The organism is Pseudomonas sp. Hz4 (genome assembly GCF_054898165.1).
Genome location: NZ_CM142719.1, coordinates 1,617,456 through 1,641,962 on the forward strand (window position 1 = coordinate 1,617,456; position 24,507 = coordinate 1,641,962).

28 protein-coding genes are annotated in these 24,507 nt (G+C 57.7%); 23 read left to right on the plus strand and 5 right to left on the minus strand.

The window, feature by feature from the left end; all coding sequences use genetic code 11:
* The first annotated feature begins 14 nt into the window (after positions 1-14).
* A complete protein-coding gene (locus ACYZTR_RS07130) occupies positions 15-647 on the plus strand; it encodes a glutathione S-transferase family protein (protein ID WP_461977591.1) in 633 nt (210 codons plus the stop codon).
* Positions 644-1,588: a Nudix family hydrolase gene (locus ACYZTR_RS07135; RefSeq protein ID WP_461977593.1), complete on the plus strand. Its 945-nt coding sequence runs from the start codon at positions 644-646 to the stop codon at positions 1,586-1,588. The genes ACYZTR_RS07130 and ACYZTR_RS07135 overlap by 4 nt, the downstream gene beginning before the upstream one ends.
* Positions 1,589-1,721: 133 nt before the next feature.
* Here the strand turns inward: ACYZTR_RS07135 and ACYZTR_RS07140 are convergent, their stop codons facing one another.
* From ACYZTR_RS07140 to ACYZTR_RS07150, 3 genes are read right to left on the minus strand one after another with little or no spacing between them, the layout of a single operon-like run.
* Positions 1,722-2,303, minus strand: a complete 582-nt coding sequence (locus tag ACYZTR_RS07140; protein WP_461977595.1) for a cob(I)yrinic acid a,c-diamide adenosyltransferase — start codon at positions 2,301-2,303, stop codon at positions 1,722-1,724.
* A 2-nt stretch (positions 2,304-2,305) separates the two neighbouring features.
* Complete coding sequence (locus tag ACYZTR_RS07145) at positions 2,306-4,339, minus strand: sensor histidine kinase (RefSeq protein WP_461977597.1); 2,034 nt, start codon at positions 4,337-4,339, stop codon at positions 2,306-2,308.
* 45 nt (positions 4,340-4,384) lie between these two features.
* On the minus strand, positions 4,385-5,302 hold the full coding sequence (locus tag ACYZTR_RS07150) for a putative 2-dehydropantoate 2-reductase (RefSeq protein ID WP_461977599.1): 918 nt from the start codon (positions 5,300-5,302) through the stop codon (positions 4,385-4,387).
* A gap of 141 nt (positions 5,303-5,443) precedes the next feature.
* Between ACYZTR_RS07150 and ACYZTR_RS07155 the strand changes: the two genes are divergently transcribed.
* Together ACYZTR_RS07155 and ACYZTR_RS07160 are read left to right on the plus strand one after the other, a co-directional pair.
* Positions 5,444-5,929: a YajQ family cyclic di-GMP-binding protein gene (locus ACYZTR_RS07155; protein WP_461977601.1), complete on the plus strand. Its 486-nt coding sequence runs from the start codon at positions 5,444-5,446 to the stop codon at positions 5,927-5,929.
* A gap of 138 nt (positions 5,930-6,067) precedes the next feature.
* Positions 6,068-6,910: a mechanosensitive ion channel family protein gene (locus ACYZTR_RS07160; protein WP_461977603.1), complete on the plus strand. Its 843-nt coding sequence runs from the start codon at positions 6,068-6,070 to the stop codon at positions 6,908-6,910.
* A 161-nt stretch (positions 6,911-7,071) separates the two neighbouring features.
* On the opposite strand, the gene ACYZTR_RS07165 is transcribed toward ACYZTR_RS07160, so the two are convergent.
* Complete coding sequence (locus ACYZTR_RS07165) at positions 7,072-8,343, minus strand: OprD family porin (RefSeq protein WP_461977605.1); 1,272 nt, start codon at positions 8,341-8,343, stop codon at positions 7,072-7,074.
* Positions 8,344-9,260: 917 nt separating this feature from the next.
* On the opposite strand from ACYZTR_RS07165, the gene ACYZTR_RS07170 reads away from it, so the two are divergent.
* Both ACYZTR_RS07170 and ACYZTR_RS07175 read left to right on the plus strand, forming a co-directional pair.
* On the plus strand, positions 9,261-9,686 hold the full coding sequence (locus ACYZTR_RS07170; RefSeq protein ID WP_461977607.1) for an HIT domain-containing protein: 426 nt from the start codon (positions 9,261-9,263) through the stop codon (positions 9,684-9,686).
* A gap of 3 nt (positions 9,687-9,689) precedes the next feature.
* Complete coding sequence (locus ACYZTR_RS07175) at positions 9,690-9,896, plus strand: SlyX family protein (protein WP_461976200.1); 207 nt, start codon at positions 9,690-9,692, stop codon at positions 9,894-9,896.
* Positions 9,897-9,956: 60 nt separating this feature from the next.
* Here ACYZTR_RS07175 and ACYZTR_RS07180 read toward each other — a convergent pair whose 3' ends face one another.
* Complete coding sequence (locus tag ACYZTR_RS07180; RefSeq protein WP_282375479.1) at positions 9,957-10,559, minus strand: cold-shock protein; 603 nt, start codon at positions 10,557-10,559, stop codon at positions 9,957-9,959.
* Between the two features lie 308 nt (positions 10,560-10,867).
* Here ACYZTR_RS07180 and ACYZTR_RS07185 point away from each other — a divergent pair, with 308 nt between their 5' ends.
* The 17 genes from ACYZTR_RS07185 (at position 10,868) to queC (ending at position 24,499) form a co-directional block, all read left to right on the plus strand.
* Positions 10,868-11,338 (plus strand): Dps family protein, encoded by a 471-nt coding sequence (locus tag ACYZTR_RS07185; protein WP_461977609.1) that lies wholly within the window; start codon positions 10,868-10,870, stop codon positions 11,336-11,338.
* A gap of 270 nt (positions 11,339-11,608) precedes the next feature.
* Complete coding sequence (locus tag ACYZTR_RS07190) at positions 11,609-11,947, plus strand: ribbon-helix-helix domain-containing protein (RefSeq protein WP_461977611.1); 339 nt, start codon at positions 11,609-11,611, stop codon at positions 11,945-11,947.
* A 136-nt stretch (positions 11,948-12,083) separates the two neighbouring features.
* Positions 12,084-12,305 (plus strand): FmdB family zinc ribbon protein, encoded by a 222-nt coding sequence (locus ACYZTR_RS07195; protein WP_010208103.1) that lies wholly within the window; start codon positions 12,084-12,086, stop codon positions 12,303-12,305.
* 121 nt (positions 12,306-12,426) lie between these two features.
* A complete protein-coding gene (gene aspS / locus ACYZTR_RS07200; protein ID WP_461977613.1) occupies positions 12,427-14,202 on the plus strand; it encodes an aspartate--tRNA ligase in 1,776 nt (591 codons plus the stop codon).
* Positions 14,203-14,321: 119 nt separating this feature from the next.
* Entirely contained in the window at positions 14,322-15,068 is a 747-nt protein-coding gene (locus tag ACYZTR_RS07205) for a YebC/PmpR family DNA-binding transcriptional regulator (RefSeq protein ID WP_461977615.1), read from the plus strand.
* A gap of 66 nt (positions 15,069-15,134) precedes the next feature.
* The gene (gene ruvC / locus ACYZTR_RS07210; protein ID WP_008147379.1) at positions 15,135-15,659 is read left to right on the plus strand and encodes a crossover junction endodeoxyribonuclease RuvC; all 525 of its coding nucleotides are present in this window, start codon (positions 15,135-15,137) and stop codon (positions 15,657-15,659) included.
* Between the two features lie 116 nt (positions 15,660-15,775).
* Entirely contained in the window at positions 15,776-16,393 is a 618-nt protein-coding gene (gene ruvA / locus ACYZTR_RS07215; protein WP_461977617.1) for a Holliday junction branch migration protein RuvA, read from the plus strand.
* Positions 16,394-17,455 (plus strand): Holliday junction branch migration DNA helicase RuvB, encoded by a 1,062-nt coding sequence (gene ruvB, locus ACYZTR_RS07220; protein ID WP_461977619.1) that lies wholly within the window; start codon positions 16,394-16,396, stop codon positions 17,453-17,455.
* A 127-nt stretch (positions 17,456-17,582) separates the two neighbouring features.
* Positions 17,583-18,050: a tol-pal system-associated acyl-CoA thioesterase gene (gene ybgC / locus ACYZTR_RS07225; protein WP_131059803.1), complete on the plus strand. Its 468-nt coding sequence runs from the start codon at positions 17,583-17,585 to the stop codon at positions 18,048-18,050.
* On the plus strand, positions 18,040-18,735 hold the full coding sequence (tolQ, locus tag ACYZTR_RS07230) for a protein TolQ (protein WP_017340467.1): 696 nt from the start codon (positions 18,040-18,042) through the stop codon (positions 18,733-18,735). Before ybgC ends, tolQ begins: the two co-directional genes overlap by 11 nt.
* Positions 18,736-18,758: 23 nt before the next feature.
* Complete coding sequence (gene tolR / locus ACYZTR_RS07235; protein WP_161807482.1) at positions 18,759-19,211, plus strand: protein TolR; 453 nt, start codon at positions 18,759-18,761, stop codon at positions 19,209-19,211.
* Entirely contained in the window at positions 19,211-20,290 is a 1,080-nt protein-coding gene (gene tolA, locus ACYZTR_RS07240) for a cell envelope integrity protein TolA (RefSeq protein ID WP_461977621.1), read from the plus strand. The genes tolR and tolA overlap by 1 nt, the downstream gene beginning before the upstream one ends.
* Complete coding sequence (gene tolB / locus ACYZTR_RS07245; protein ID WP_449644827.1) at positions 20,287-21,588, plus strand: Tol-Pal system beta propeller repeat protein TolB; 1,302 nt, start codon at positions 20,287-20,289, stop codon at positions 21,586-21,588. The genes tolA and tolB overlap by 4 nt, the downstream gene beginning before the upstream one ends.
* A 52-nt stretch (positions 21,589-21,640) precedes the next feature.
* Complete coding sequence (gene pal, locus ACYZTR_RS07250) at positions 21,641-22,138, plus strand: peptidoglycan-associated lipoprotein Pal (RefSeq protein ID WP_461977623.1); 498 nt, start codon at positions 21,641-21,643, stop codon at positions 22,136-22,138.
* A gap of 6 nt (positions 22,139-22,144) precedes the next feature.
* Complete coding sequence (gene ybgF, locus ACYZTR_RS07255; protein WP_461977625.1) at positions 22,145-22,990, plus strand: tol-pal system protein YbgF; 846 nt, start codon at positions 22,145-22,147, stop codon at positions 22,988-22,990.
* Positions 22,991-23,157: 167 nt separating this feature from the next.
* A complete protein-coding gene (queE, locus tag ACYZTR_RS07260; protein ID WP_282375498.1) occupies positions 23,158-23,805 on the plus strand; it encodes a 7-carboxy-7-deazaguanine synthase QueE in 648 nt (215 codons plus the stop codon).
* A gap of 1 nt (position 23,806) precedes the next feature.
* Positions 23,807-24,499 (plus strand): 7-cyano-7-deazaguanine synthase QueC, encoded by a 693-nt coding sequence (queC, locus tag ACYZTR_RS07265; RefSeq protein ID WP_461969187.1) that lies wholly within the window; start codon positions 23,807-23,809, stop codon positions 24,497-24,499.
* Positions 24,500-24,507 lie beyond the last annotated feature (8 nt).

Sequence of the window (24,507 nt, forward strand, 5' to 3'; positions counted from 1 at the left end):
AAAAGGTCCCGAACATGAGCCTCCACCTGATCATCGGCGACAAACTGCTTTCCTCCTGGTCCCTGCGCGGCGCGTTGGCCCTCGACCTGGCCGGCGCCCCTTACACCGAAGAACTGATCAAGTTGAACCAGCCGGATACGCGTGAGCGCCTGCTCAAGCACTCGCCAACCGCGAAAGTCCCGTTGCTGAAAACCGAACACGGCACCATCGCCGACTCCCTGGCGATTGCCGAGTATCTGGCAGAGCAGTTTCCCGACGCCGATCTCTGGCCCAAAGACATCGCCGCCCGTGCCCAGGCGCGTTCGGCCTGCGCGCAGATGCACAGCGGTTTCTTCGCCATGCGCGGCAACATGCCGTTCGACCTGAGCCACGACGCTGCACTGTCACCGACGCCGACTGACGTCCAGGCCGACATTGAGCGCATGTTGGCGTTGTGGGCCGAGTGCCGCGCCGCCGCCACCGAAACCGGTCCGTTCCTGTTTGGTGGCGCGACCCTGGCCGATGCCTTCTTCGCACCGATCGCCGTGCGCCTGCGCACCTATCAGGTGAGGCTGCCCGCAGCGGACGCGGCCTACGTTGAAACCATCTACCAATGGCCAGCCTTCAAGGCTTGGCAGAAGACGGGTCTGGAGGAAGTCGAGCGGTGAAACGAGTCCACGTAGCGGCCGCTGTTATCCGTGATAGCAGTGGCAAGATCCTCATCGCCCGCCGCGCCGACACCCAGCACCAGGGCGGCCTGTGGGAATTTCCAGGTGGCAAGGTCGAGGCAGACGAATCCGTCGAAACCGCCTTGGCTCGCGAGCTTCATGAAGAGTTGGGCATCGTGGTCAACGCAGCTCGCCCGCTGATCAAGGTCCGGCACGACTACCCGGACAAGCAAGTGTTGCTGGACGTTTGGGAAGTCTCGTCCTTTACCGGCGATCCGCACGGCGCCGAAGGTCAGCCGTTGGAATGGGTCGCGCCCCGCGATCTGCTGAACTACGAGTTCCCGGCGGCCAACCAGCCGATTGTCGCGGCTGCGCGGTTACCCGCGCAGTATTTGATAACCCCGGAAGACCTGGAAACCCCGGCCTTGCTGCGCGGTATTCAAAAAGCCATCGCTGGCGGCATCAAGCTGATCCAGCTGCGGGCACCCAACGGCTACGATCCTAAGTACCGCGATCTGGCGGTGGACGCGGCGGGGCTGTGTGCCGGCAAGGCGCAGTTGATGATCAAGGGGCCGTTCGAGTGGCTGGGAGATTTCCCGTCCGCCGGTTGGCACATCACCTCCGCGCAACTGCGCAAGTACGCGGCGGCTGGCCGCCCGTTACCGGCGTCGCGCTGGTTGGCGGCGTCCTGCCATAACGCGCAAGAGCTGGCGTTGGCCGAGCAGATGGGGGTGGACTTTGTGACCCTGTCGCCGGTGCAGCCGACCCTGACTCATCCGGGGGCTCAGCCGTTGGGCTGGGAACAGGCCTCGGCATTGATCGAAGGTTTCAGCAAACCGGTGTTCTTGCTCGGTGGTGTTGGTCCGGCGCAGCTTCAGAAATCCTGGGAAGCCGGGGCGCAGGGTGTAGCGGGGATTCGCGCGTTTTGGCCTGAGGCCTGATTCTGCGTGAGGCTAACGGCCCCTTCGCGGGCAAGCCTCGCTCCTACAGGTTTTGTGTCGTTCACAAATTTTGCGAACACTTTAAACCTGTAGGAGCGAGGCTTGCCCGCGAAGGCGTCTTTGGAGACGTCGATTAAACCTCTGGTTTCGTCGCCGGCTGCCACAAAATCTCGGCAATCCCCTGGCGCTTGGCAATCAACCGCGCCACCACGAACAACAGATCCGACAGCCGATTGATGTACGCCAACCCAACCCCGGCCAACGGTTCCACCGCATTCAAATGCTGACACCGCCGCTCCGCACTGCGCGCCAGGCTTCGGCATACATGGGCCTGGGCAATCAATGCCGAACCACCCGGCAAGATGAAATTCTCCAGCGGCCCCAACTCTTCATTCCACACATCGATCGCGGTTTCCAGACGTTCGATTTCTGCCGCGTTCAGCGCCTGATACACCGGCATCGCCAACTCGCCACCCAGATCAAACAACCGATGCTGGCAGGGCGCCAATACGTCGATCACTTCGTTCAAACCCGGATACTCGCCACTTTCCGCCGCCAACCCGGCCAGTAGCACACCCACCTGGCTGTTCAGCGAATCGACCTCGCCTATGGCTTCGATGCGCGGATGGTCCTTGGGTACGCGGCGGCCGTCGCCCAGCCCGGTTTCGCCTTTGTCGCCGGTGCGGGTGTAAATCTTCGACAAGCGAAAGCCCATGGTTACCTCGATAGTTGATTGAGTTCTTGAGAGACGAGCGGTGTGCCAGCCAAGGGCAGGCGCAACGTGAAACACGTGCCTTGGCCCGGGGTCGATTGCACTTCCATCTGACCCTTGTGGTTGTTGGTAATGATGAAATACGAGACCGACAGGCCAAGGCCGGTGCCCTGACCGATTTCCTTGGTGGTGAAGAACGGCTCGAAGGTGCGTTTGCGCACGCTTTCACTCATGCCGATACCGTTGTCCTCAACCTGGATTTCCGCCCAGGGCGGATTCAGTTTGGTACGCAGAATGATGCGTCCCGGCTCGCGGTCGTCCTCACGTTGGTGAATCGCCTGAGCGGCGTTTTTCAGCAGATTGAGCAGCACTTGCTCCAGTTCGTTCGCGGTTCCGGGAACCGGCCCTAATGCTGGATCGAACTGGCGAATGATCGCCTGCCCTTTGAAGTCGAAACCGATCGCCAGGTCGAAGTCGTTGCCGGCGATTTCCACCGCCTGATCGATCAGTGCCGGCAGGTCACACGGGGCCATTTGCCGGGTACTGCGACGGCTGAAGCTGAGCATATGGGTGACGATCTTCGCCGCTCGGGCGCCCGCCTGTTGGATGCCATCGAGCAACTGCGGCACTTCGCGCGCTTGCAGGTACTGGTTGACTGTCGAAAGTGCGATGCCGACTTGCTCGGCCTGTTCGAGGTTCTTCGGGAGATCGGGGGACAGACGTCGGCGGATGTTTTGCACGTTGTGCAGGATCGCGCCCAATGGATTGTTGATCTCGTGGGCCATGCCCGCGGCGAGGCCACCGACCGAGAGCATTTTTTCCGACTGCACCATCATTTCTTCCAAGGACAGGCGCTGAGTGATGTCGTCAATCCGGATCACCACACCGCGCCCGGCACCCCCCATCAGCGGATAGAAGGTCAGCGCGTAGTGCTTGGGCTCTTCGTCCTTGAGCCAAGTGACACGCTCGATCTTGGCCACCGTGTGTTGCTCGACGGTTTGCTTGAGCTGTGGCAGAAACGGCTTGAGCGGTTCGAAGGCGAGGAAGATCGGCTGGTTCAGCGCTTCGTCGAGGCGTGTGCCAGACAGGGCGCTGGCCTCCTGATTCCATTGGGTGACATAGAGCTGTTCGTCGAGGGCGATCAGCGCCGACGGCATGGAGTCGATGATGCTGTTGAGGTAGTTCTGGAAACCGGTGAGTTTCTTCTCGATCTTGCTGCGCACCTGGACTTCGAGTTCCAGTTTGCGATTGGTATGGCGGGTTTCTTCGGCCAGGCCCTGGGCCTGGTCATAAGCGGCCTGGGAATCGTCCCGGGCCCGTTTGAGTTGCTGCTCACGGGCTTCGATCCGCGAGAGCATGGTGTTGAACGCCTCGGCGAGGCTGCCGATTTCGTCGTGATTGCCACGAGAAGCGCGCAGGGCGTAGTTCTCTTCGCGGGTCACTTGCCGGGACAACTCTTCGAGCTGGTGGATCGGCCGGGTAATCAGGCGTTTGATCTGCCGGGCAATCACCAGCCACAGCAACACACTGAAGATCAGAATCCCGAGACTGGCGGTGAGGGTGCCGGTATAGAACGCCATCGGCAGTTCGCTGCTGGCGACCAGTAACAGGTGGCCAGGCGCAGTGCCGGGGCGGGGCAGGGTGATCAGTTGATTGCTGCGAAATTCGGTGGCTTGCCAGGATTCGATGTGCCGGTAACGCTCTGGCAGTTTCAGCTGGTCGCCATGCAACTGCGCCAGACGTTCCCCTTTGCCGTCATAAAGGGCCGCCGAGCGCAGCGGGGAATAGCTGTTGAGTTCATTGAGCAGGCGTTGGGCGCTTTGCGGTGACTGCAACGCTTCCGACACCAGGCTGGGGTTGGACACCAGTCGGCCAATAGTCTGCAAGGCCTGAGGTGCCATGCTTTCCTGGGAGATGTAGTACGCGGCGCTGATAAAGGTCAGGTTGGCGACCAGCAAGACGGTGGTCAACAGCACCAGCAGGGCAGCCAGCAATTTCTGGCCGACCGGAAGGTTTTCAAGGCGCTGGCGCAATGGCATCGGGTTCGTCGCTGAAAAGGAACAAGTGGCCAGCGTAGCCGCTGCTCAGTCGCTGGGCAATCCAAGGCTGTGCAGATGGGTGATCAACCTTGACTCAAGCTGATTGAGGTGCGGCAGGTTCAACTGATGCCTCGCGGCGACTTTGCAGGCATGACCCAATAGATAGCTGATCTCGGTCCGGCGCTGGTTCGCGACGTCCTGGTACATCGAAGAGTAATTGGCGGCGGTCGCGTGAATCACCCGTTCGACTTCCTGTTGAAGGTCCTCGGCCGCTGCTGGCTGACCACACCGCTCAAGTAACTCGGTCAGTTCGACGCAGAGGGTAGCAACTTCGCATTGGTGCTCCTGTAATCCGCCATTGCGGCAATCGTGCAGCACGGTCAGCGGATTGATTGCACAGTTGAGCGCCAGTTTTCGCCACAGCCTGGTCAGAATGTCGGTGCTCCACTCGTGGGGAATCCCGGCGGCGCTCACGTCATCCAGCCAGATCGGCGCCACGGGATGCCCGGCATCCCCTAGCCAGGTGTAACCGTGGCCGGCAAACACCACGCGCCAGTCGCCATCGCGGAAGGCGCCTTCGGTGCTCGACGCGCTAATGCAGCGTGCCTGCGGCACCTGCGCAGCGACGGCGTCCTGGCTGCCAAGACCGTTCTGCAACAGAATCAACTCGGCGCCGGGGGCGAGGCGAGGCGCCAGTTGGGCCACGGCCTTCTCGGCGTCGTAGGCTTTGCAGGCCACCAGCAGGCGGTTGATCGGTTCACGGCTGTCAGGTGTCTCGGCGGGCACCGGATAACACCGCACTTCATCGTGTTCGACCAGCGTCAGCCCGCCCGCCGCCTCATACGCTTGCAAGCGCGCAGCGTCCCGCACGATTAGCCTGACCGGCACATTTGCCCGCGCCAGACGCGTGGCCCATAAGGTGCCGAGGCTGCCGGCGCCCAGAACATGCCAGGTGGTGGACATCAGCTTTTTGCTCTGTTTATCGCGCGCATGGGAGGCTCGCAGTGAATGATGGGAAAGACCCGTTATAATCAGCGCGGATTTTAACCGCAAGCCAGGTGTGCTCCATCGTGATCGAGCATGCCCTTTTATTGGAGAGATTACATGCCGTCGTTCGACGTGGTATCCGAACTGGACAAACACGAAGTCACCAACGCGGTCGAGAACGCCGTCAAGGAACTCGATCGTCGTTATGACCTGAAAGGCAAAGGCAGCTTCGAGTTCAAGGAAAAGGACCTGACCGTCAGCCTGACCGCAGAAGCCGATTTCCAGCTCGAAGCGATGATTGAGATCCTCAAGCTGGCCCTGGTCAAGCGCAAAATCGACGTGCAGTGCCTTGAAGTCAAGGATGCCTATGCGTCGGGCAAACTGATGAAGCAGGAAGCGGTCCTCAAGGAAGGCATCGACAAAGAGATGGCGAAGAAAATCGTCGCTCATGTCAAAGACGCCAAGCTCAAGGTTCAGGCTGCCATTCAGGGTGAGCAAGTGCGCATTACCGGCAAGAAGCGTGACGACTTGCAGGAAGCTATTGCGGCCTTGCGGGCCAAGGAATTCGGGATGCCGCTGCAGTTCAACAACTTCCGCGACTGACCTTTGAAGCGGGAACCTCTCGGCGTTTTCGGCGTCCGAGGCCCAAGCAACGGCAGAAACGATCGAGCCTATAAGGTTCGATCTTTCTGCCGCTTATATTTTCGCGTGCCGGGTAGCCGGAAATCAGGAGAAAGTAGAATGGATTTGAATACTGAAGTAGACAACCTGGTCAAGGCGTCTCAAGCCTGGCTTCCGATGATCATGGAATACGGCAGCCGCGTGCTGCTGGCAATCCTCACCCTGGCCATCGGCTGGTGGCTGATCAGCAAAGTAGCGCAAAAGCTTGGCGGGTTGCTGGCGCTGCGTAACGCCGACCTCGCGCTGCAAGGGTTCATTAGCAGTCTGGCGAACATTATTCTCAAGGTGCTACTGATTGTCAGCGTAGCGTCGATGATTGGTGTTGAAACCACCTCGTTCGTCGCGGCCATCGGTGCGGCGGGTCTGGCCATCGGTCTGGCCTTGCAGGGCAGCCTGGCGAACTTCGCTGGCGGCGTGCTGATTCTGTTGTTCCGCCCGTTCCGCATTGGTGACTGGATCGAAGCCCAAGGTGTTGCCGGCACTGTCGACAGCATCCAGATCTTCCACACCGTGCTGCGTACCGGCGATAACAAAACCATCATCGTGCCGAACGGCAACCTGTCGAACGGCATCATCACCAACACTAACCGTCAACCGACGCGCAAAGTTGTGTTTGATGTGGGAGTTAGTTACGAAGCGGACCTGCAGAAGGCCCGTGAAGTATTGCTGGAACTGGCCAAGGACCCGCGTGTATTGGCAGATCCGGCACCAGAAGCGGTAATTTCCACGCTGGGTGATAGTTCGATCACTGTTTCCCTGCGGGTGTGGGTGAAGACGGCTGACTATTGGAATGTGATGTTCATGTTTAACGAACAATCGCGTGATCGCTTGAAGAATGCCGGTATTGATATTCCGTTTCCGCAGCGAGTTATCCGTATGCTCCACGAAGGAGCTGCGCAATAATGCTTCTTGGCGGTTTGGTCATCTTTTTATTGTTAGGTTGCTATGCAACTAAATGGCGAATAAGCCTTTAGGGAGCCGGATACAAAAAAACCGCTCACCTGGATCAGGTGAGCGGTTTTTTGTTATTGCAGATTTGAAGCTATCGAACTACCGCTGAGAAATTACAAGATGCTCAGTGGGTATTCGACGATGAAGCGGAAGTCGTTGTTGTCGTTGCCGTTGATGGCGTTGTAAGAGGAGTTCGTACGGTAGATCGCGCTACGCAGGCGGAAAGACAGGTCTTTGGCTGGACCGCTTTGCATAACGTACTTGGTTTCGAAGTCGAACTCGTGTTCTTTACCTTCTTCGGCGCCAGTGGTGATGTTGTCACCCCGGACGTAACGAGTCATGAAGCTCAGGCCAGGAACGCCATAGCTTTTCATGTTCAGGTCGTAGCGAGCCTGCCAGGAACGTTCATCTTGGCCGTTGAAGTCTGAGTATTGGATGGAGTTGGCGAGGAAGATAGTGCCGCCGCCGTCAACGCCGTAAACATAACCTGTGTCACCGGTAGAGCGCTGGTGAGCCACGGTGAACTTGTGAGCGCCGATGCTATAGGCAGCTGCGAGGGACCAGATGCGGTTGTCAACATCGCCGCTCAGCTCTTGACCCTGGCTCTTGGAGCGATAGCCGTTGAAGTCGAAGTTCAGGGACTGATCTTCGTTGATCGGCAGGGTGTAGTTGGCGTTGACGTATTGCTTTTTGAAGTAGTCATCTACATCGGAAGCAGCCACGCCAGCTACAAAATTATCAGTGAACTGGTAGGTAGCGCCGGCAATGTTGGCACTGGTCAGGCCTGGGTTGTGCGGTCCGTTGATGCTGTCTCGGCCCGTGCCAGTCTGGGAACTCAGAGCGGTGAAACGACCGGCGCTCAACTCCAGCCCTTTGATTTCTTTACTGGTTATGATGGTGCCGGTAGCAACTTCTGGCATTAGGCGGCTGTCGTCTGTGGAGAAGACAGGGCTGGCAACGTATTGGTTACCATATTTCAGGACAGTGTCGGACAGACGGAACTTAACTGCACCGCCAGCCTTGGATTGGGTGTCTTCTGGCCGGCCTTCACTATCACGACCGAACATGCCATTACCGGTGCGGCCGCGGCCACTGTCCAGTTTGACTATGCTATTGACCAAGGCATCCACGCCGAAGCCTACGGTGCCCTGAGTGAAGCCCGACTCGTACTTGGTACGTACGCCGAGGCCAGTCTCTTCGCGATAACTTTGCGAAGTGCTAGGGTTGTTTTTGAAATCACGGTTCATGTACAGCATACGGCTATGAACATTCAGGCTCTGATCTTCAAAAAAGCCCTTGGATTCCTCTTGAGAGGACGCCATTGCGAACTGCGAAGTACTGGCCGAAACAGCCAGTGCGATCATGCTCCACTTCATCACGCGCATCGTGATTTGCTCCTTTGGTTTTTAGAAGAGTACTGCCGTCCCACCTGATTTATTATCTGGGCGGCTCTTTCTTTATTGTGTCGGCGCAAACTTATATCACGCCGACCATGTTGGCGATACTTGCGCATCTAACCTTTCAGCTTCTTTACGACCCTGTCGCAAACGGCTTGGTAGATGTCGCAAATTTACAGCCCCCGACGCAAGCGGACTGACAACTTTTAGCGTTGTTTTCCAGGGCTTGAGCATCGGTAAAAAGAGTCCCTGGTGAAACGCTTGAATCTCCATAGGGCAACCCTGCCACTGTTTTTATTTGCCTTAAGGCTTCCACTTCCAGCGGACGCTTTAGAGGCGATGTGGGTGTGAATGCAACAAACGTGCACAAATCAGAATCCTGCTGTTTTTTTTTCTGAAAGCCTGTTCGTCGCTGTAAAAACCTCATAAAACCGGGGTGTTCAAGCACGTTTGTTCGGGCTTGACGCCATGGTTTGCATCGTGTTGCACCCTTGTGGCCGACTGCGTGACAACCCAAAATGTTACCGGTTCACCCCACCAGTGAGTAAATGGCGGATACCTGACCGATTCAGCGTAGACGCAATGTGCGGTTTTGGGGCAAAAAATTTTACTCGCTGTACTGAATTCATACAGTGCGCCCGCTTGCCAAACTCGAACGCCTTATTGTTTATCAGTCATTTGGGCGTTTTTTGTGTGGCTGCTGGTTCTGTAATGGTGCGTCCTGAGCGAAAACGACTCGTGTCGGGGCGCGCGCCCGGTCGTTTGTAGGTCCTGAGGTGGCTTCGACAAGGGTTCGTCGTGAAGCGTGTGGCGTTCGCAGGTATGCTGCCGTCCTGTCGCTTGGTGCGCCGTCTCTCGGGATGGGCGCTAAGCTGAAAAATGATGACCAGGCGGGAGTGCGCGCAGTGTTCGCTTTAGATCCACGACTTCAACAAGACACGTTACCGATCGGGGATTTCCCACTCTGCCGGTTGCTGCTGTCCAATGATTCGAGCTACCCCTGGTTCATTCTGGTGCCACGTCGCGAGGATATCAGTGAGATATTTCAGTTGGGTGTCGCAGATCAACAGCAGCTGTGGCAGGAAACGACCGCACTGGCGCACATGCTCAAGGACTCGTTCGACGCGGACAAGTTGAATGTCGCGGCCTTGGGTAACGTCGTCAGTCAGTTGCACATGCATGTGATTGTGCGCAAGCGTGAGGACGCCGCCTGGCCGGCTCCGGTCTGGGGTAAACACCCAGCCAAGCCTTATAGCGCAGAGCAGATCGCGGCGATTCGCGAACGGTTGCGTCTGGTTTTAACCGATGATTTCACGTTTCTGGAGGGTTGAATCATGAGCCTGGAAGATCGCGTTACCGATCTGGAGAGTCAGTTGGCGTTTCAGGATGACACTATCCAGGCATTGAGTGATGTGCTGGCGACGCAGCAGCGTGCAGTTGAGCGTCTGCAATTGCAAATGGCGGCATTGCTCAAGCGGCAAGAAGAAATGGCTGGCCAGTTCGAGACGTTTGAAGAAGACGCGCCACCGCCGCATTACTAAATGACATGTAATAAAAAACCGCGAACAGCCAGGCTGTTCGCGGTTTTTTTTAGCCTTGAATCAGCGGCGCGGCAGTGCGGCGATCACATCTTCGGCTTGCAGGCCTTTGTCACGATTCATGACGGAGAACTCCACGCGCTGGCCTTCGACCAGGACACGATGACCTTCGCCACGAATGGCCCGGAAATGCACGAAAATATCGTCGCCGGAATCACGGGAAATAAAGCCGAAGCCTTTGGAGGTGTTGAACCACTTGACGGTGCCGGTATCACGGTTGGTCATGTCATAGCTTGGCGAGGCGGCGGCCGGTGAAGATTTGTAGAAGCTGATGGCCAAGTGCAGAAGAACGGCAATCAGTGCAGCAACCAGGCTGAACAGAACGGCAGGTTGACCGGCAATGACAGGCATCGGCGCGATCAGCGTCAGGGTTTGCAGGACGACGGTCAGAACCAGCAGGGCGCTGACAAGGTTTTGCAGTTGATGACGCGGGCCTTTGTTCCAGTAGGGGATAACCGGAGCGAGGGTGAGGTTGAGCAGGCCGAAAAAGGCCAGGTACAGCGCATCGGGTTGTTGCAGGTAAGGTACGGCTTCGGATCGCAGGCTAGGGATGAAGGACAACAGCAAGGCTGCTGCGCCCATTAGCAGGTGGACAATTTTCAACATTTTGAGTAACTCACGTTAAGACGGATCACAAGGAAGAGCTGATTGAGCACGGTTCGCTTCAGAACAATAAGAGGCGTTGGACACGTACCCGGTACCAGCCTATGCGCGGCCCCCGGAAAATAGGCGGTAGCGACACACTGCCTATTTAACAGCAAAGCCTGCGGCTACTCAAATCAGGCAGTCCAGCGGTGCACTGATGGTCGATTTGTCGCAGGCAACCGGATAATCCGGGGCTGCGAGCTGCCGGCAGGCTTGCTAGAGTGGTCCTGCACCTGTTGGATGAATTTCATCACCTTTAGGGGAAACGCATGGCAATCGATATTGGAATCAGTGAAGAGGATCGCAAGTCCATCGTCGACGGACTTTCGCGTCTGCTGTCGGACACTTATGTACTTTATTTGAAAACCCATAACTTCCATTGGAATGTCACCGGGCCGATGTTTCGGACCCTGCACTTGATGTTCGAGGAGCAATATAACGAGTTGGCCCTGGCCGTCGATTTGATCGCCGAGCGAATTCGCGCTCTCGGATTTCCTGCCCCGGGTGCCTACTCTATTTATGCGCGCCTTTCTTCTATCAAGGAGGAGGTGGGTGTGCCCAGTGCCGAAGACATGATCCAGCAACTGGTCGAAGGTCAGGAGGCGGTCACGCGTACTGCACGCGGGATATTCCCACTGCTCGACAAAGTCAGTGACGAGCCAACGGCTGACCTGCTGACCCAGCGCATGCAAGTCCACGAAAAAACCGCGTGGATGCTGCGCGCCCTGCTGGACCAGTAACACTGTCGGTGCGCGGATGGCGCCCATGAGGTGTTGTTCGCGCCCTGTCGTCTCGTCACTTTAAATGCCTTTCTGTTGAATGATATTGCGCCCAAGCGTGTGGGAATTTGTCTGGAGTAGGACGGTCTCCATGATCGCCCTTCAGCTGTTGGCTTATCCTACGTTGATGGTCAAAAAGTCATCTGGATATAACTTTGTGCCTGCGCTTTTATAGAGAAACAGCTTGTTGCTCTTATAAAAAAGCAAGGATGACAAAGGAGTGTCAACGATATGGTTTACGAAGGCAGGCGAAGCGAGGGGATGGGCGGCCCAGTCAAAGGTGTAAGGATTGATCCATTTGTCAGCGAATTTGATATGGGCCTGGCCCAGCCTTTATCCCGGTCAGTGCGGCTGAATGGCTTTGCAACCTGTTTGCGGCTTGAACAGGTCTACTGGGATATTTTGGGTGACATGGCCAAGGTCAACTGCTGTACGGTCAGTGCGCTGTTGTCCCATGTGGACCGCGAGGTGCATTTGCGTCACGGCGGGGTCAAGAACTTCACCGGGCTGGTGCGGGTTGTGTGCGTTGTGCATAGCCTGAAGGAAGGCGGCTGCGTCGCCATGCCTTAGCCACCGCGGTGGAATGGGCAGAGTGTCGGTCTGAGCAGTCTTACGGCTGCACAGGCTGCATTTAATGGATATAATCCCGCTCTTTGCCGCAAAACCCAGTGTATGCGGTAGCAATCTGATCGCCGAGACAACCCCCATGCCGATGTACGACTATCAATGTGCTTCCTGTGGTCATCAGTTGGAAGCCATTCAAAAGATCAGCGCAGCACCGCTGGTCGACTGCCCTGCGTGCCAGGCGCCAGAGCTTAAGAAGATGCTGTCCATGCCGGGCTTCCGCCTCAGCGGCAGCGGCTGGTACGAAACCGATTTCAAGACCGGTTCCAAGAAGAATCTGGCCGGCGGCGACAAAGCTGACTAGGGTCTTGAACCTGAGTTGAACGACACGTGCGAGCTCTTGCATCATCTGGCGCCTTTCTCAAGGGCGGGCTGCTGCAGGATCTCCAACCGAATTTCGAATTACGAGAAGTGAAACCACTACCATGATGCGCAGCCATTATTGCGGCCAACTGAACGAAAGCCTGGAAGGCCAGGAAATTACCCTTTGCGGATGGGTCCACCGTCGTCGTGACCACGGTGGGGTGATTTTCCTCGATATCCGTGATCGTGATGGTCTGGCCCAAGTGGTATTCGACCCGGACCGCGCTGAAACCTTCGCCGCCGCCGATCGCGTGCGCAGCGAGTATGTGGTCAAGGTGACCGGCAAGGTACGCCTGCGTCCGGCCGGTGCCGGCAACGCCAACATGGCGTCGGGCATGATCGAAGTGCTGGGCTACGAGCTGGAAGTATTGAACGAAGCGGAAACCCCGCCGTTCCCGCTCAATGAGTTCTCCGACGTCGGCGAAGAAACCCGCCTGCGTTATCGCTTCATCGACCTGCGTCGTCCGGAAATGCTCGAGAAGCTGCGTCTGCGTTCGCGCATGACCACCAGCATCCGTCGTTACCTGGACGAGAACGGTTTCCTCGACGTCGAGACGCCGATTCTGACCCGCGCCACCCCGGAAGGTGCTCGCGATTACCTGGTGCCGAGCCGTACCCACGCCGGTTCCTTCTTCGCCTTGCCGCAATCGCCGCAGCTGTTCAAGCAACTGCTGATGGTGGCCGGCTTCGATCGCTACTACCAGATCGCCAAGTGCTTTCGCGACGAAGACCTGCGTGCCGACCGTCAACCTGAATTCACTCAGATCGACATCGAAACCAGCTTCCTCGATGAAAAAGACATCATTGGCATCACCGAAGGCATGATCCGCAACCTGTTCAAGGAAGTGCTGGATCTGGAATTCGGTGAATTCCCGCACATGACCTTCGAAGAAGCCATGCGCCGTTACGGTTCCGACAAGCCGGACCTGCGTAACCCGCTGGAACTGGTGGACGTTGCCGACCAGCTGAAAGAAGTCGACTTCAAGGTGTTCAGCGGCCCGGCCAACGACCCGAAATGCCGCATTGCCGCCTTGCGCGTTCCTGGCGGGGCGAGCATGCCGCGCAAGCAGATCGACGACTACACCAAGTTCGTCGGCATCTACGGTGCAAAGGGCCTGGCGTACATCAAAGTCAATGAGCGCGCGAAGGGCGTCGAGGGGCTGCAATCGCCTATTGTCAAAAATATCCCTGAAGCCGCGCTGAACACGATCCTTGATCGCGTCGGTGCAGTCGATGGCGACATCGTGTTCTTCGGTGCCGACAAAGCCAAGATCGTCAGCGAAGCCCTGGGCGCGCTGCGGATCAAGGTCGGAAACGATCTGAACCTGCTGACCTGCGAGTGGGCGCCGATGTGGGTTGTCGACTTCCCGATGTTCGAAGAGAACGACGACGGCAGCTTCACCGCCTTGCACCACCCGTTCACCGCGCCGAAATGCACCCCGCAAGAACTGGAAGCCAACCCGGCGACCGCTTTGTCCCGTGCCTACGACATGGTGCTGAACGGCACCGAGCTGGGTGGCGGTTCGATCCGTATCCACCGCAAGGAAATGCAACAGTCGGTGTTCCGTCTGCTGGGTATCAGCGAAGCGGAACAGGAAGAGAAGTTCGGCTTCCTGCTCGATGCCCTGAAATACGGCGCGCCGCCGCACGGTGGCCTGGCCTTCGGTCTGGACCGTCTGGTGATGCTGATGACCGGCGCCCAGTCGATCCGTGAAGTGATCGCCTTCCCGAAAACCCAGAGCGCCGCTTGCGTCATGACTCAGGCACCGGGTGTTGTAGATGCCAAGGCATTGCGCGAACTGCACATTCGTCTGCGCGAAACGCCTAAGGCGGAGTAAGGCTGACCGTAAAGGCGCATCCTTGCGGGATGCGCCTTTTCTTTAGGTCGAGATTTTTTGTTGCTGGCCGGCGCTCAGCGTTTGGCGGGCAATGTTTCAAAGAGAATTCGGAGCGAGTTATGGCGGGTCATTCCAAGTGGGCGAACATCAAGCACCGCAAAGAACGTCAGGATGCCAAGAAGGGCAAGATTTTCACCAAGTGGATTCGTGAGCTGACCGTTGCTGCCCGTCAGGGCGGTAGTGATCCGGGTTCTAACCCGCGTTTGCGTCTGGCGCTGGACAAGGCCCTTGGCGCGAACATGAGTCGCGACATCATTGATCGCGCGGTTGCCCGCGGTGCCGGCGCTGCCGACACCGACGACATGGTCGAACTGACCTACGAAGGTTACGGCCCGGGTGGTGTCGCGGTGATGGTCGAGTGCATGACCGACAACCGCAATCGCACCGCAGCCGCTGTTCGCCATGCGTTCAGCAAGTGCGGCGGCAACCTCGGCACCGACGGTTCGGTGGCTTATCTGTTCGAGCGCAAGGGGCACATTTCCTTCGCGCCAGGTGCTGATGAAGACGCGCTGATGGAAGCGGCGATGGAAGCCGATGCCGATGACGTGGTGACCCACGAAGACGGTTCCATCGACGTGTTCACCTCGTTCGCTGGTTTCTACTCGGTGCGAAACGCCTTGGAGGCAGCCGGTTTCAAGGGCGATGACGCGGAAATCGTGATGCTGCCGACCACCAGTGCCGAGCTCGATCTGGAAGGCGCCGAGAAGGTTCTCAAGCTGATCGACATGCTTGAAGACCTGGATGACGTGCAGAACGTTTACGCCAACGCGGACATTCCTGAGTCGGTGGCTGCGCAGCTCGGTTAAGGGCGACTAAGATTCAATGTTATTCACTGTATTGAAAATAGTGCTTTTACTTAACCCGCAGGCGTTATGACTTTAATCCTTGGTATCGACCCCGGTTCGCGCATTACCGGTTATGGCGTGGTACGCGATACCGGGCGTGGCTGCGTGTATGTGGCGTCGGGCTGCATTCGCACAGGTTCCGGCGAGCTGCATGAACGCCTGCAAATCGTCTATCGCGGCGTACGCGAAGTTATCCAGACCTACGGCCCGGTGACCATGGGCATCGAAAAGGTCTTCATGGCGCGCAACGCCGACTCTGCGCTGAAGCTTGGCCAGGCCCGCGGCGCCGCTATCGTTGCCGGCGCGGAAGAAAGCCTGGAAATCGCTGAGTACACCGCGACCCAGGTCAAGCAGGCGGTGACCGGAACCGGCGCGGCGAATAAAGAACAGGTGCAGATGATGGTCATGCACATGCTGAAGTTGACCAGCAAGCCGCAAATCGATGCCTCGGACGCCTTGGCCATTGCCATTTGCCATGCTCACACCCGTTCCAGCCTGTTGCCCCATGGTCTGGGCACGGCACGCAGTCGTGGCGGGCGCCTGCGTCTCTGATAGCATCAGCAATCATTTTTTATGGAATGAAGGTTTTGCGCCTGTGTCGTCGGCGCAAAACCCTTGCTCTGTCAGTCGCCAGCTGCTGAGCTGGCCAACGCTCAAGGATCTGAAACGTGATTGGACGCTTGCGCGGCACACTGGCTGAGAAACAGCCGCCGCACCTGATTCTGGATGTAAACGGTCTGGGTTATGAGCTGGAAGTACCCATGACCACGTTGTATCGCTTGCCGTCGGTCGGTGAACCGCTGACCTTGCACACCCATTTGGTCGTACGCGAAGACGCGCAGTTACTCTACGGCTTCTTCGGCAAGCGCGAGCGAGACTTTTTCCGCGAGTTGATCCGTCTCAATGGTGTGGGACCGAAATTGGCCCTGGCCCTGATGTCGAGCCTGGAAGTCGATGAACTGGTCCGCTGCGTGCAGTCCCAGGACACCTCGGCACTGACCAAGGTGCCGGGCGTGGGCAAGAAGACTGCCGAGCGTTTGCTGGTGGAACTCAAGGATCGCTTCAAGGCGTGGGAAACTGTGCCGGCGATGTTTACCCTGGTGCCCAATCAGCCGGGTGGGCCAGATGCGCCGGCTCCAGTCGCCACCGCCGAAAATGACGCCGTCAGCGCGCTGATCTCCCTGGGCTACAAGCCGCAGGAGGCCAGCAAGGCGATTTCTGCGATCAAGGAGAAAGGTTTGAGCAGTGAAGACATGATTCGTCGTGCCCTGAAGGGAATGATCTAAGTGATTGAAGCTGATCGTCTGATTACCGCCACGCCTGGCCCTCGTGACCGCGAGGAAGTCCAGGACCGGGCGATTCGTCCTGTCAGCCTGGCCGAGTACATTGGCCAGCCGACCGTTCGCGAGCAAATGGAGTTGTTCATCCAGGCGGCCCGCGGGCGCAATGAATCCCTGGACCATACGCTGATTTTCGGCCCGCCGGGCCTGGGCAAAACCACCCTGGCCAACATCATCGCCCAGGAAATGGGCGTGTCGATCAAGAGCACCTCGGGCCCTGTGCTTGAACGCCCGGGTGATCTGGCGGCGCTGTTGACCAATCTTGAGCCACACGACGTGCTATTCATCGACGAAATTCATCGGCTCTCGCCGATCGTCGAAGAAGTGCTGTACCCGGCCATGGAAGATTTCCAGCTCGACATCATGATCGGCGAAGGGCCGGCCGCGCGCTCGATCAAGCTTGATCTGCCGCCGTTCACCTTGGTCGGCGCGACGACGCGGGCCGGGATGTTGACCAATCCGCTGCGCGACCGTTTCGGGATCGTCCAGCGCCTGGAGTTCTACAACACCGCTGACCTGGCAACGATTGTCAGTCGTTCGGCGAATATCCTCGGCTTGCCGCTGGACCCGGAAGGCGCCTTCGAAATCGCCCGCCGTGCCCGTGGTACGCCGCGAATTGCCAACCGTTTGCTGCGCCGGGTTCGGGATTTTGCCGAAGTTCGCGCCAAGGGCCACATCACCAAGCCAATCGCCGACCTGGCCTTGAACCTACTGGATGTCGACGAACGTGGCTTCGATCATCAGGATCGACGCTTGTTGTTGACCATGATCGAGAAGTTCGATGGCGGGCCGGTCGGGGTCGACAGCCTCGCCGCCGCCATCAGTGAAGAACGCCACACCATTGAAGACGTGCTGGAGCCGTACCTGATCCAGCAGGGCTACATCATGCGTACGCCGCGGGGGCGGGTGGTGACCCGGCATGCGTACCTGCACTTCGGTTTAAACATTCCGACACGTATGGGCGAGATGCCCGTGGTAGACGAGTTCCTCGATGCCGGGGACGATTAATAACCTTTGCGCGCTGATTTATTCGGAGTTTGTGCGGTCCTAGGACCGCAGTTTCGCCAGAAAGCCGTGAATCAATGAAAAACAGTTGCCTGGCCGGATTGGCAACCTGAGGAGTAAGCACTAGAGTATGCGCGCGCAAAACGGGCTTGAGCCTTTCGCACTTCGTTGTCGCGTTTATTACGAGGACACCGATGCGGGCGGCATCGTGTATTACGTTAATTACCTCAAGTTTATGGAACGGGCTCGAACCGAGCGGCTCCGGGAGCTGGGCTTTGCCCAATCGGCGCTTGCAGGGGAGGACCTGTTGTTCGTCGTGCATTCCAGCGAAGCGCGTTACCACGCGCCGGCGCGACTGGACGACGAGCTGCTGGTAAGCGCTGAAGTAATCGAATTGAACCGTGTCAGCCTGCGCTTCAAACAGCAGGTCAGGCGAGCCACGGATAATGTGCTGCTCTGCGAAGGGCAGTTTTTGGTGGCCTGTGTGCGCACTAACAGTTTGAAACCCCGGGCCATTCCCGAAGCTCTACGTGCGGCCTTTGCCGACGTGAGCGGCGCGGGTACACACTCAAAGCAGGAGATAAAGCGTGGAAGCTAACGTCGTCGACCATTCCTCCATGTGGAGCCTGGTCAGCAATGCCAGTATCGTGGTGCAACTGGTAATGCTGATCCTGGTAGCCGCATCGGTGACCTCATGGATCATGATCTTTCAGCGCAGCAACCTGCTGCGCGCTGGTCGACGTGCCCTGGAGAGCTTTGAAGAGCGCTTCTGGTCGGGTATCGACCTGTCCAAACTCTACCGTCAGGCCGGCAGCAACCCTGATCCGGATTCGGGCGTCGAGCAGATCTTCCGTGCCGGTTTCAAGGAATTCTCCCGTCTGCGCCAGCAGCCAGGTGTTGACCCGGAAGCGGTCATGGAAGGCGTAGCTCGTGCCATGCGCGTCGCCATTTCCCGCGAAGAAGAAAAGCTCGAGCAGAGCCTGCCATTCCTCGCCACCGTCGGTTCCGTCAGCCCGTACATCGGTCTGTTCGGTACGGTCTGGGGCATCATGAACTCCTTCCGTGGTCTGGCCACTGCCCAGCAAGCGACCTTGGCCACCGTGGCGCCAGGTATTGCCGAGGCACTGATTGCTACCGCAATCGGCTTGTTTGCCGCTATCCCGGCCGTTATCGCTTACAACCGTTTCGCCGCTCGCAGCGAAACGCTGATCAGCCGCTACTACACCTTCGCCGATGAATTCCAGGCGATCCTGCACCGCAAAGTGCACACCAGCGAAGAATAAGCAGGTAATTTCCAATGGCTTTAATCGCTCGAGCTCGCAAAAAGCGCAAGCCGGTTGCCGAGATGAACGTGGTGCCTTACATCGACGTGATGCTGGTACTGCTGGTCATCTTCATGGTGACCGCACCGATGCTCAATCAGGGCGTGAAAGTTGATCTGCCCAAGGTTTCCAGCGAAGCCTTGCCGCAGGACAACAACACTCAGGTCCTGACCATTTCGATCAAGGCTGACAAGACCTATTACTGGAACCTTGGCAGCGAAGTCGACACTGAAAAGCAGCAGGACAAGGCAATGACCTTGCCGCAGATGACTGACGCCGTGACCAAGATCATTCGCGCCGGTACTGAAGGCGGCAAGCGTACCCAAGTGTTCATCCGCGGCGACAAGACCGTTGATTACGGTTCCGTCATGGGCGCCATGGGCGGGTTGCAGAAAGCCGGGGTCGGTAACGTTGGCTTGATTACCGAGGCACCCTGATGCAGCAAATGCGAGAGCCGTCCGCCTCGGAAAGCTACTTCTGGCCTAGTGTCCTGGCGATTGTCTTGCACGTGCTGGTGTTCGGCATGCTGTTCGTCAGTTTTGCCTTCACACCAGAACTCCCGCCGGCCAAGCCGATTGTCCAGGCGACCCTGTATCAACTGAAATCGAAAAGCCAGGCGACCACCCAGACCAATCAGAAGATTGCGGGTGAGGCGAAGAAATCTGCCGCGCGTCAGACCGAAGTCGAACAGATGGAACAGAAAAAGATCGAACAGGAAGCGATCAAAGCCGCGGAACAAAAGAAGGAAGATGCGGCTCAAAAAGCCGAAGAATCCAAGAAGGCCGACGAGACGAAGAAAGCGGACGAGGCAAAAAAGGCTGATGAAGCCAAGAAAGCCGATGAAGCGAAGAAGACCGCCGAAGCCAAAAAGGTCGAAGAGAAACAATTGGCTGATATAGCCAAGAAGAAGTCTGAAGAAGAAGCCAAGAAAGCGGCTGAGGAAGAGGCCAAGAAAGCGGCCGCTGAAGAAGCGAAGAAAAAGATCGTCGAAGACGCGAAGAAGAAAGCCGCGGAAGACGCCAAGAAAAAATCTGAAGCTGAAGACGCGAAGAAGAAAGTCGCCGAAGACGCGAAGAAGAAAGCTGCTGCCGATGCTGCGAAGAAAAAATCGCAGGAAGCGGCACGTAAATCCGCCGAAGACAAAAAGGCTCAGGCCTTGGCAGATTTGCTTTCCGACACGCCGGAGCGTCAGCAGGCCTTGGCGGATGAGCAGGGTGACGAAGTCGCCGGCAGTTTCGATGATCTGATCCGTGCTCGTGCAGCGGAAGGTTGGGCTCGTCCACCTTCGGCCCGCAAAGGCATGACAGTCGTGTTGCAAATCGGCATGTTGCCGGACGGTACGTTGACTTCGGTCAGCGTCGGCAAGTCCAGTGGCGATGGTCCATTTGACGCTTCTGCTGTAGCAGCGGTGAAGAATATTGGACGTTTGACAGAAATGCAGGGAATGAAGCCGAGCGATTTCGCTCCGTATCGTTCATTCAAGATGACATTCACACCTGAGGATCTAGCCTTGTGAGAAACCTTCTTCGAGGAATGCTTGTCGTTATCTGCTGCCTGGCAGGGATAGCGGCAGCAGATGAAAAAAACATTCTGGTCACCAGCGGCAGTGATCGGGCCACCCCGATTGCAGTCGTTCCGTTCGGCAACCAGGGCGGCAGCGTGCTGCCGGACGATATGGCCGAAATCATCGGTAACGACCTGCGTAACTCGGGTTACTACTCGCCGATTCCAAAGCAGAACATGATCAGCCAGCCAAGCCAGGCCAGCGAAATCATCTTCCGTGACTTCAAGGCGCTGGGTGCCCAGTACGTCATGGTTGGCAGCATTGCTCCTGCGGGCGGTCGCTTGCAGGTCCAATACGCACTGTTCAACGTCGCCACCGAGCAGCAAGTGCTGACCGGCAGCGTGTCGGGCAGCGTCGATCAACTGCGCGACATGTCGCACTACATCGCGGACCAGTCGTTCGAAAAACTGACCGGTATCAAAGGTGCGTTCTCGACTCGTCTGTTGTACGTGACAGCCGAGCGTTTTTCCGAGAAGAACACTCGCTACACGCTGCAACGTTCGGACTATGACGGTGCCCGCGCTGTGACCCTGCTGCAATCGCGCGAGCCGATCCTGTCGCCGCGTTTCGCACCGGACGGCAAGCGCATCGCTTATGTCTCGTTCGAGCAGAAGCGTCCGCGTATTTTCATGCAGAACATCGACACCGGTCGCCGTGAGCAGATCACCAACTTCGAAGGCCTGAATGGTGCGCCAGCATGGTCGCCGGATGGTCAGCGTCTGGCGTTCGTGCTGTCGAAAGACGGTAACCCTGACATCTATGTGATGAGCCTGGGTTCGCGTCAGATCACGCGTGTTACCAACGGTCCTGGCATCAACACTGAACCGTTCTGGGGTAAGGATGGTTCGACCATCTACTTCACCTCGGACCGTGGCGGCAAGCCTCAGATCTATAAAACCAGCGTCGGTGGTGGCGGTGCGGAGCGTGTGACCTTTATCGGTAACTACAACGCCAACCCCAAGCTTTCGGCTGACGAAAAGACCCTGGTAATGATTCACCGCCAGGAAGGTTTCACTAATTTCAAGGTGGCGGCCCAGGATTTGCAGCGCGGAAGCGTAAAAATCCTCACTGATAGCACTCTGGACGAGTCGCCTACTGTTGCGCCCAACGGCACCATGGTAATCTACGCCACCCGCCAGCAGGGCCGGGGAGTCTTGATGCTCGTGTCCATTAATGGACGCGTAAGGCTCCCGCTTCCTACCGCACAAGGCGAAGTCAGAGAACCTTCCTGGTCCCCTTACCTGAACTGACGCGGCGCTACACGTTGTACTTAACACACTGGGGTTCATTAGGAGTTTCACGATGGAAATGCTGAAGTTTGGTAAATTTGCTGCGCTGGCTCTGGCCATGGCTGTAGCTGTAGGTTGCTCGTCCAAAGGCGGCGACAACGCCGGTGAAGGCGCTGTAGATCCAAACGCTGGTTACGGCGCTAACACTGGTGCAGTTGACGGCTCCCTGAGCGAAGAAGCTGCTCTGCGCGCAATCACCACCTTCTACTTCGAATACGACAGCTCGGACCTGAAGCCAGAAGCCATGCGCTCCCTGGACATTCACGCCAAAGACCTGAAAGCAAACGGCGCTCGCGTTGTTCTGGAAGGCAACACCGACGAACGTGGTACTCGTGAGTACAACATGGCACTGGGCGAGCGTCGTGCGAAAGCCGTTCAGCGTTACCTGGTACTGCAAGGTGTTTCCCCAGCTCAGCTGGAACTGGTTTCCTACGGCGAAGAGCGTGCAGTTGCTACCGGCAACGACGAGCAGTCCTGGTCTCAAAACCGTCGCGTCGAACTGCGTAAGTAATTCGTCATGCGAACGTGCCGTCGTGCTGTAACTGTTTTGGCTCTCAGCCTCGCACCGCTTGCGGTGTGGGCTGCGGTTCCTGTAGTCGATAATGACTCCGGCTATAACAATAGCGGGACTAGTTATCCGCCTGCGGGTTACGGTACGAACGGCGCCTATGCCGGGGGAGGGGTTGCGGCCCCTGTCTCGGCACAGGGCGAGCTGTTCAACCAACTGCAATCGATGCAGGAGCAGATCTCGCGCCAACAAGGCATCATCGAAGTTCTGCAAAATGATGTAGCGCGCATGAAGCAAGAGAGTCTGGAGCGATATCAGGATCTTGATCGGCGCATAGGAACCGGCGTTGCACCAGCCGCGACTCCTGAAAATTCTTCCACCGGTGGTAGTTTGAACGCCCCCGGTGCAGCAGCAGGCGCGGGAGCGGCAGCAGGAACGGCAGCCGCTCAAGCACCTGCCGCGGGTAGCGAGCCGGCTGATCCAGCGAAGGAAAAACTGTATTACGATGCAGCCTTCGACCTGATCAAAGCCAAGGATTTCGACAAGGCCAGCCAAGCGTTTGCCGCATTCCTGCGCAAGTACCCGAACAGCCAGTACGCGGGTAATGCTCAGTACTGGTTGGGCGAAGTGAATTTGGCCAAAGGCGATCTGCAAGGTGCAGGTCAGGCATTTGCCAAGGTTTCGCAGCTGTACCCCAAGCATCCAAAAGTGCCTGATTCGCTGTACAAGCTGGCTGATGTAGAGCGCCGCCTCGGTCACGCCGACAAGGTCAAAGGCATTCTGCAACAGGTCGTGTCGCAATACCCGGGCACTTCCGCCGCTCAGCTGGCCCAGCGTGATCTGCAAAAAATGTAAGGGCTGCTTGACCCGTTTTGAAGAAACCCGCGCTTGTCGCGGGTTTTTTCGTTAGAATTCACGCCCTTTTTATGAAACACGCTTTTTGGGATCTGCGCGGTGGCGGGGTTCCTTGAAGTGCCTGACGGAGGCGGACAGCCTGTTTAGCTGTTATGCCCGTGGCGACTATGCAAGACACATTGAGAATCACCGAAGTTTTCTACTCGTTGCAGGGTGAAACGCGGACTGCGGGGCTGCCCACTGTTTTTGTGCGCCTGACCGGTTGCCCGTTGCGTTGCCAATACTGCGACAGCGCCTACGCATTCACGGGCGGCACCCTTCGCCCGCTCGATGACATCCTCGAGCAAGTGGCCGGTTTTCGTCCGCGCTACGTCTGTGTCACGGGCGGCGAGCCCCTGGCGCAACCCAACGCCATCCCATTGCTCAAGCAGTTGTGTGACGCCGGTTACGAGGTCTCGCTGGAAACCAGCGGTGCCCTGGATATCTCGGCGGTCGATCCACGGGTCAGTCGCGTCGTCGATCTGAAAACCCCGGGTTCGAAAGAAGCGCATCGCAACCGCTACGAGAACATCGAACTGCTCACGCGCAACGATCAGGTGAAGTTTGTCATCTGCTCGCGGGAAGACTACGACTGGGCTGTGTCCAAGCTGATTCAGTACGGTCTGGATCAGCGTGCCGGCGAAGTCCTGTTCTCGCCAAGTCACCATGACCTGAACGCGCGGGACCTGGCTGACTGGGTGGTGGCGGACAACCTGCCAGTGCGACTGCAATTGCAGTTGCATAAATATCTTTGGAATGACGAGCCGGGGCGCTGAAATGACTGAACAACTGAACACTGTGGAAAAACGTGCGGTCATCCTGTTGTCCGGCGGCCTGGACTCGGCGACCGTCGTGGCGATGGCCCGTGCTGAAGGCTACAGCTGCTACACCATGAGCTTCGATTACGGTCAGCGCCATCGCGCTGAACTGCATGCCGCCGAGCGCGTTGCTCGTGACTTGGGTGTGGTCGAGCACAAGGTGATCGGCTTGAACCTGAACGGCATCGGCGGTTCGGCGTTGACCGACAGTTCCATCGACGTACCTGAGGCGCCGAGCGAAGGCATTCCGGTGACTTACGTTCCTGCTCGCAATACGGTGTTTCTGTCCCTCGCGTTGGGCTGGGCTGAAGTGCTCGGCGCGCGTGACATCTTTATTGGTGTGAACGCGGTGGATTACTCCGGTTACCCGGATTGCCGTCCCGAGTTCGTCGAAGCGTTCGAGCGCATGGCCAATCTGGCGACGAAGGCCGGTGTAGAAGGCAATGGCTTCCGTATCCAGGCGCCACTGCAGAACCTGAGCAAGGCGCAGATCGTCCAGGCAGGCGTGAAGCTGGGCGTCGATTACGGGCTGACTGTTTCCTGCTATCAGGCCGACGATAACGGCCATGCGTGCGGTAAATGCGACAGTTGCCGACTGCGTGCAGAAGGCTTTGCGGCGGCCGGAATCAGCGACCCAACACCTTATTTTTGATTTATTTC

Excerpts from the sequence above, each read along its gene's own strand:
- ACYZTR_RS07130 (WP_461977591.1), top strand. The coding sequence starts at position 15 with ATGAGCCTCCACCTGATCATCGGCGACAAACTGCTTTCCTCCTGGTCC.
- ACYZTR_RS07140 (WP_461977595.1), bottom strand. The coding sequence starts at position 2,303 with ATGGGCTTTCGCTTGTCGAAGATTTACACCCGCACCGGCGACAAAGGC.
- ACYZTR_RS07145 (WP_461977597.1), bottom strand. The coding sequence starts at position 4,339 with ATGCCATTGCGCCAGCGCCTTGAAAACCTTCCGGTCGGCCAGAAATTG.
- ACYZTR_RS07150 (WP_461977599.1), bottom strand. The coding sequence starts at position 5,302 with ATGTCCACCACCTGGCATGTTCTGGGCGCCGGCAGCCTCGGCACCTTA.
- ACYZTR_RS07155 (WP_461977601.1), top strand. The coding sequence starts at position 5,444 with ATGCCGTCGTTCGACGTGGTATCCGAACTGGACAAACACGAAGTCACC.
- ACYZTR_RS07160 (WP_461977603.1), top strand. The coding sequence starts at position 6,068 with ATGGATTTGAATACTGAAGTAGACAACCTGGTCAAGGCGTCTCAAGCC.
- ACYZTR_RS07165 (WP_461977605.1), bottom strand. The coding sequence starts at position 8,343 with ATGCGCGTGATGAAGTGGAGCATGATCGCACTGGCTGTTTCGGCCAGT.
- ACYZTR_RS07175 (WP_461976200.1), top strand. The coding sequence starts at position 9,690 with ATGAGCCTGGAAGATCGCGTTACCGATCTGGAGAGTCAGTTGGCGTTT.
- ACYZTR_RS07180 (WP_282375479.1), bottom strand. The coding sequence starts at position 10,559 with ATGTTGAAAATTGTCCACCTGCTAATGGGCGCAGCAGCCTTGCTGTTG.
- ACYZTR_RS07185 (WP_461977609.1), top strand. The coding sequence starts at position 10,868 with ATGGCAATCGATATTGGAATCAGTGAAGAGGATCGCAAGTCCATCGTC.
- ACYZTR_RS07190 (WP_461977611.1), top strand. The coding sequence starts at position 11,609 with ATGGTTTACGAAGGCAGGCGAAGCGAGGGGATGGGCGGCCCAGTCAAA.
- ACYZTR_RS07195 (WP_010208103.1), top strand. The coding sequence starts at position 12,084 with ATGCCGATGTACGACTATCAATGTGCTTCCTGTGGTCATCAGTTGGAA.
- aspS (WP_461977613.1), top strand. The coding sequence starts at position 12,427 with ATGATGCGCAGCCATTATTGCGGCCAACTGAACGAAAGCCTGGAAGGC.
- ACYZTR_RS07205 (WP_461977615.1), top strand. The coding sequence starts at position 14,322 with ATGGCGGGTCATTCCAAGTGGGCGAACATCAAGCACCGCAAAGAACGT.
- ruvC (WP_008147379.1), top strand. The coding sequence starts at position 15,135 with ATGACTTTAATCCTTGGTATCGACCCCGGTTCGCGCATTACCGGTTAT.
- ybgC (WP_131059803.1), top strand. The coding sequence starts at position 17,583 with ATGCGCGCGCAAAACGGGCTTGAGCCTTTCGCACTTCGTTGTCGCGTT.
- tolA (WP_461977621.1), top strand. The coding sequence starts at position 19,211 with ATGCAGCAAATGCGAGAGCCGTCCGCCTCGGAAAGCTACTTCTGGCCT.
- pal (WP_461977623.1), top strand. The coding sequence starts at position 21,641 with ATGGAAATGCTGAAGTTTGGTAAATTTGCTGCGCTGGCTCTGGCCATG.
- ybgF (WP_461977625.1), top strand. The coding sequence starts at position 22,145 with ATGCGAACGTGCCGTCGTGCTGTAACTGTTTTGGCTCTCAGCCTCGCA.
- queE (WP_282375498.1), top strand. The coding sequence starts at position 23,158 with ATGCAAGACACATTGAGAATCACCGAAGTTTTCTACTCGTTGCAGGGT.
- queC (WP_461969187.1), top strand. The coding sequence starts at position 23,807 with ATGACTGAACAACTGAACACTGTGGAAAAACGTGCGGTCATCCTGTTG.